Raw genomic sequence first — 606 nt, forward strand, 5'->3', positions numbered from 1 at the left:
GCGGACTGCGCCTGTGCGAGCCCCGTCTCGAGGCGCTCGCACTCGGCGACAGCGGATTCGTGGCGCACCGTGACGCGGTTGACCTGCTCGGCGTGGGTGGCCAGAGCCGCATCGTGCTCCCGAAGTGCCCGCAACGCGTCCTTGGCCTGACGTCTGGTCGTCTCGACCGCCTCGTTCGCCTCCTCGCGCGCTTCGCGGAGTGAGTCGACGACGATCTGGATCTCGGCGAGCCGCTCGGTCGCGGCGTCCCTCTCGGCAGCGAGCTCCAAGCGGGAGCGCTCTCCCCCGGAACCAGTGCGCAAGGTCTGGGCCGTGACGACCTCACCCGCGACCGTGACGATGGTCGTGAAGGTGTCGCCCGTCGCATCGAGAGCCGCTCGTGCCGCCCGCGCCGAGTCCAGATCGTCGGCGATCAGCACATGAGACAACACGCCGAGCACGCCGTCGGGAGCCGTGACCGTGTCGACGGCGGGCGTGACCCCTGCGACGACGGGGAGCACCGGGTCGGGTCTGAACGCGTCAGCGATGACGAAGTCGACCACGCCCCTCCGCTGCTCCGCTGCATCCATCGCCAGTGCGAAAGCGTCGGCAGCCGTGTCGATGAGC

General features: G+C 70.1%; 1 pseudogene. It reads right to left on the bottom strand.

Annotated features, from left to right (window positions below):
• Positions 1-606 (bottom strand): annotated as a pseudogene (locus tag KZA10_RS17080) (chromosome segregation protein SMC); the annotation flags it as partial.

Origin of the sequence: Microbacterium sp. BF1, from assembly GCF_019279095.1 — a bacterium.
In the GTDB taxonomy this organism is placed as follows: Bacteria; Actinomycetota; Actinomycetes; order Actinomycetales; family Microbacteriaceae; genus Microbacterium; species Microbacterium maritypicum.